Annotated in this window: 3 protein-coding genes; 1 reads left to right on the top strand and 2 read right to left on the bottom strand. The window is 68.5% G+C overall.

Features of this window, described 5'->3' with window-relative positions; translation table 11 throughout:
• Positions 1–108: 108 nt before the first annotated feature.
• Positions 109–1,236 (bottom strand): hypothetical protein, encoded by a 1,128-nt coding sequence (locus tag KZA10_RS08735; protein WP_256934611.1) that lies wholly within the window; start codon positions 1,234–1,236, stop codon positions 109–111.
• Between the two features lie 3 nt (positions 1,237–1,239).
• Positions 1,240–1,608 (bottom strand): hypothetical protein, encoded by a 369-nt coding sequence (locus KZA10_RS17925; RefSeq protein ID WP_256934610.1) that lies wholly within the window; start codon positions 1,606–1,608, stop codon positions 1,240–1,242.
• A 119-nt stretch (positions 1,609–1,727) separates the two neighbouring features.
• On the opposite strand from KZA10_RS17925, the gene KZA10_RS08730 reads away from it, so the two are divergent.
• Positions 1,728–4,251: Na+/H+ antiporter subunit A (locus tag KZA10_RS08730; protein WP_218682672.1), on the top strand; the 2,524-nt coding region annotated here is incomplete at its 3' end.

The following is a 4,251-nucleotide window of genomic DNA, read 5'->3' as shown; positions in this document are numbered from 1 at the left end:
CGCATGCTCGGCGGTGAGCCCGGGATGACGCAGCACCTCACGTGTGTGTTCCGCGCCGGCACGACGACCGGCCCCGTTCCCCGCTGAGCGGCTGGGACGACCGTCGCCTCAGCTGTGCTGCGGGCCGAGCGGCACAGTGGCGTCGCCGAAGTCGATGATGCGATATCGACCGCAGCCGATCACCTCGTCGGGGATCTCCGATGTGGGAAGACGCCACTCGACGGTCTGCGCATCCTCCACGAGGAACGACACCTCGCGGGCCTCGAAGTCCTCTCGGTTCACGAGCCATGCATAGCCGTTGAGCTCATGATCGACCTGCACGAGACGGGCGGGATCCTCCACATGCAGCTTGGGCAGGCGCACCGTCCAGAACTGGCCGGCACCGGTGCGACCCGAGGCGTTCACCCAATCGGTCACGCACGTCAGATCGGGATCGGGGCTCGCGCTCGCGCCGACCAGCCGGGGAACGCTGAGCGCGCCGCCGATCAAGAGAAGCGCGGACACGGTGGCCGCGACGACGGACTGCACCCGGAACGGCGCTCGCCAGGAACGCGTCGCCGCCACCAGGGCGAGCACCGGGGCGAACGCGAGGGGCTGCAGGTAGCGGGCGGCGTGCGTGCCCAGGACGATCGCGCCGATGATCACGAGGACGGGCATGGTCCACGCGACGGTGGAGACGAACCACGACCCGAAGTCTTCCGCCCGTGCCGTGCCCACGACCGCGAGCACGATGAGCGCGATCACGATCAGAATGCCGATCACCCCGGCCGGCGTCCCCGCGCGCGTGGTGAGGAGGGCTCCGTAATACCCCACCGACTCCGTCCACTGCTCGGGCTGGATGTAGTCGGCTCCGGTGTTGCTGATCCATGCCCGAAGCGGAATGCGACCCAGGAAGCCGAGGGCGGTGCCGGTGATGAGAGCGACGAGGATCATCGTCGGGCGGATGCGGTGGGGCGCGCGAGGGAGCATCAGGGCGAGGACCAGGGTGATCGGAACCGTCGCCCAGACGGCGTAGAGCGGGTTCGAGAGCGTGGCGATCGCGGCCGTGGCACCGAGGACGACCAGGAGCGCTCCACCGAATCGATCCCGGTCGACGAGCCGCCGCACCAGGCCGACCGACAGCACGACGGCGACGACGGTCGCCGAGTAGTAGGTCGTCGTCAACACGAGGGATGCGAGGTCCAGAGCGTCCCTCGATCCCGACACGTCGGTCATGGCCAGGACGCCGAAGGTCACCAGTCACACGAGAGCCCATGCGACCGGAGCCGTGCCTTTCCGCCGCCGGCCCGCGGCCAGCCGGAGGGCACCGTAGAGCGCGAGTATGTTGATGACGGCATTGACGGCGAGCAATCCGTTCACGTCGAGCGGAAGCAGCGTGTCGAGGCCGGCGAACACCGCGGACTCGGGCAGGAACAGCACGCTCGACATCGCCCAGTCGAGCGGTACACCTGAGAGGACGGATCTCGCGAAAAGAGCCACGATCAGGGAATCCCCGTCACGGAACAGCAGCTCAGAGCGAGCGGACGAAGCGACCTGTGCCGCCGTGATCAGCGCGACGGCCAGCGCCCCCGACCAGCCCGCGAGCTCTCGAACCCAGACCCGCCGCATGGGCCTACTCTCGCACGATCGTGCAACGGTGGACCTCAGGAACCTCTCGTGCCGGTAGACTGCATGTACACCCGCCCGCCTGAGCCAAACGGCCGACGAGCCCTGAGGGAGCCGCGTATATGCTGATGCTCCTCGCTGTGTTCCTCCTCGGGTCGCTGTTGATGCCCGTTCTGGTGCGCTGGCTCGGAGCTCAGGCCTTCGCGATCGCCGCCCTCGTTCCGACCGCCGCCTTCGTGCACGCGCTGGTCATGACGCCGCAGGTGCTCGACGGGCCGGTACCGTTCGAATCGGTCGAGTGGATCCCCCAACTGGGTCTGAACCTCTCCATGAACATGGACGTGCTCGGGTGGGTGCTCACCCTGATCGTCACGGGCGTCGGCGCACTGGTTCTCCTCTACTGCCGCTGGTACTTCTACGAGGACTCGGCGGGCGTCGGGCAGTTCGCCGGGGTGCTGCTGGGCTTCGCGGGCGCCATGTACGGACTCGTCCTGACCGACGACCTGGTGATCCTCGTGATGTTCTGGGAAGTCACGAGCATCCTCTCCTATCTCCTCATCGGTCACTACCGCCGTCGCGCGGCCAGCCGTCGTGCGGCGCTGCAGGCCCTGCTCGTGACCACGCTCGGCGGCCTCGTGATGTTCGTGGGCGTCGTGCTGCTCGTGGTCGACACCGGAACCTCGAGCATCCGCGAGATCCTCGCGATCGCGCCCAGCGGGCCCCTCGTGGATGCCGCGATCGTGATGCTCCTGATCGGAGCGATCAGCAAGTCGGCGCTGTTCCCCTTCCACTTCTGGCTTCCCGGCGCCATGGCCGCTCCCACGCCGGTGAGCGCCTATCTGCACGCGGCCGCGATGGTCAAGGCCGGCATCTACCTCATCGCCCGCTTCGCACCGATCTTCGCTTTCAGCACGACGTGGCGCCCGATCGTCATCACCCTCGGCATCGTGACGATGCTGCTCGGCGGCATCCAGGCGCTGCGCGAGACCGACCTCAAGCGCATCCTCGCGTTCGGCACGGTCAGCCAGCTCGGCTTCTTCGCCATCGTGGTCGGCTACGGCACGCAGGCGACCGCGCTCGCGGGACTCGCCCTGGTCATCGGGCACGCGCTGTTCAAGTCGGCGTTGTTCCTCATCGTCGGCGTCATCGACCGTCAGCTGTCGACGCGTGACATCAACGAGCTCTCCGGTGTCGGGCGGCAGGCGCCGGTCATGGCGACAGCGGCATTCATCTCGGTCGCCTCGATGGCCGGCATCGCGCCCACCATCGGCTTCGTGGCCAAGGAGTCGACTCTCACGGCCCTCCTCGACGACGCGCAGGGCGGTTCTCCCTGGGGACTCGTCGCCCTGATCGGGATCGTCCTCGGATCCATGCTCACTGCGGCATATGGCGTGCGCTTCCTCTGGGGGGCGTTCTGGAAGAAGCGCGACGAACAGGGTGGGCAACTGCCGGACACGGCGTGGCCTGACCCGCCGGTCGGCTTCCTGTCCGCACCGATCATCCTCGCCGGCGTCACACTCGCCGCGGGTATCGGCGCCCCCGCACTCGACACGGCTCTGCAGGGCTACGCCCTCACCGCGACACCCGGGCTCGACCACGCCGGTGAGGCCGTCGAGGGCCCCGGCCACCTCGCGCTCTGGCACGGATTCGAACCCGCGCTGGGCATCTCGATCCTGTCGATCGTCCTCGGCATCGGGCTCTTCCTGCTCACTCGGAAGACCGGTTGGGACCGCAAGGCGCGGTTCCTGCGCTTCACCGCGGCCGACGTGTACTACCTCGTCATGCGCGGGGTCGACCGGCTCTCGGTGCTCAGCACCACGCTCACGCAGCGCGGTTCGCTGCCGGTCTACGTCGGCACGATCTTCGTCGTGTTCGTCGCCGCCGAGGTCACGGCGCTGATCGCGAGCGACATCGATCGGTACCACTTGTCGGCCTGGCACACCCCGGCGCAGATCGTGGTCGCGCCGATCATGGCGATCGCCGGCGTCTTCGCCGTCCGCGCGCAGAAGCGGTACACCGGGGTGGTGCTGGTCTCGGTCACCGGCCTCGGCATGGTGGTGCTGTTCGCGACGAGCGGCGCCCCTGACCTCGCGCTCACGCAGATCCTCGTCGAGACGGTGACGATGGTCACCTTCGCGCTCGTGCTCCGTCGCCTCCCCGCACGCATGGGTGAGCACAACGCCTCGGTCGGACGCATCCCCCGGGCGCTGCTGGCCATCGGGGTGGGCGTCACGATGGCCTTCGTCGCGGTCGTCGCCACCCAGTCCCGTGTGGCCACCCCGATCTCGGAGGCCTTCCCGAGGCTCGCGTACGAGATCGGCCACGGCAAGAACGTCGTCAACGTGGCGCTGGTCGACCTGCGTGGCTGGGACACCATGGGCGAGCTCTCGGTGCTGGTGCTCGCCGCGACCGGTGTGGCCTCCCTCGTGTTCGTCACGCACCGCGCCGACCTGCTCGCCGCCACCAAGAACCTCCCGCGCGCCACGCGCAAGGCTGCGCACAGCCGTCCGCTCGTCGAGACCACCGAGGGCATCCGCTTCCAGACCTCCGAGAACGAGAGCAGTCCCCGGGCCTGGCTCGTCGGCGGGCAGAAGATGAAGCCCGAGAACAGATCGATCCTGCTCGAGGTGATCGTCCGCATCCTGT

The sequence above is a fragment of the Microbacterium sp. BF1 genome (assembly GCF_019279095.1).
Taxonomy (GTDB): domain Bacteria; phylum Actinomycetota; class Actinomycetes; order Actinomycetales; family Microbacteriaceae; genus Microbacterium; species Microbacterium maritypicum.
Note: the sequence above shows the minus strand (reverse complement) of the source record. Positions and strands in the feature narration are given on the sequence as shown.

Coding starts and splice junctions, on each gene's coding strand:
- KZA10_RS17925 (WP_256934610.1), bottom strand. CDS start 1,608: ATGCGGCGGGTCTGGGTTCGAGAGCTCGCGGGCTGGTCGGGGGCGCTG.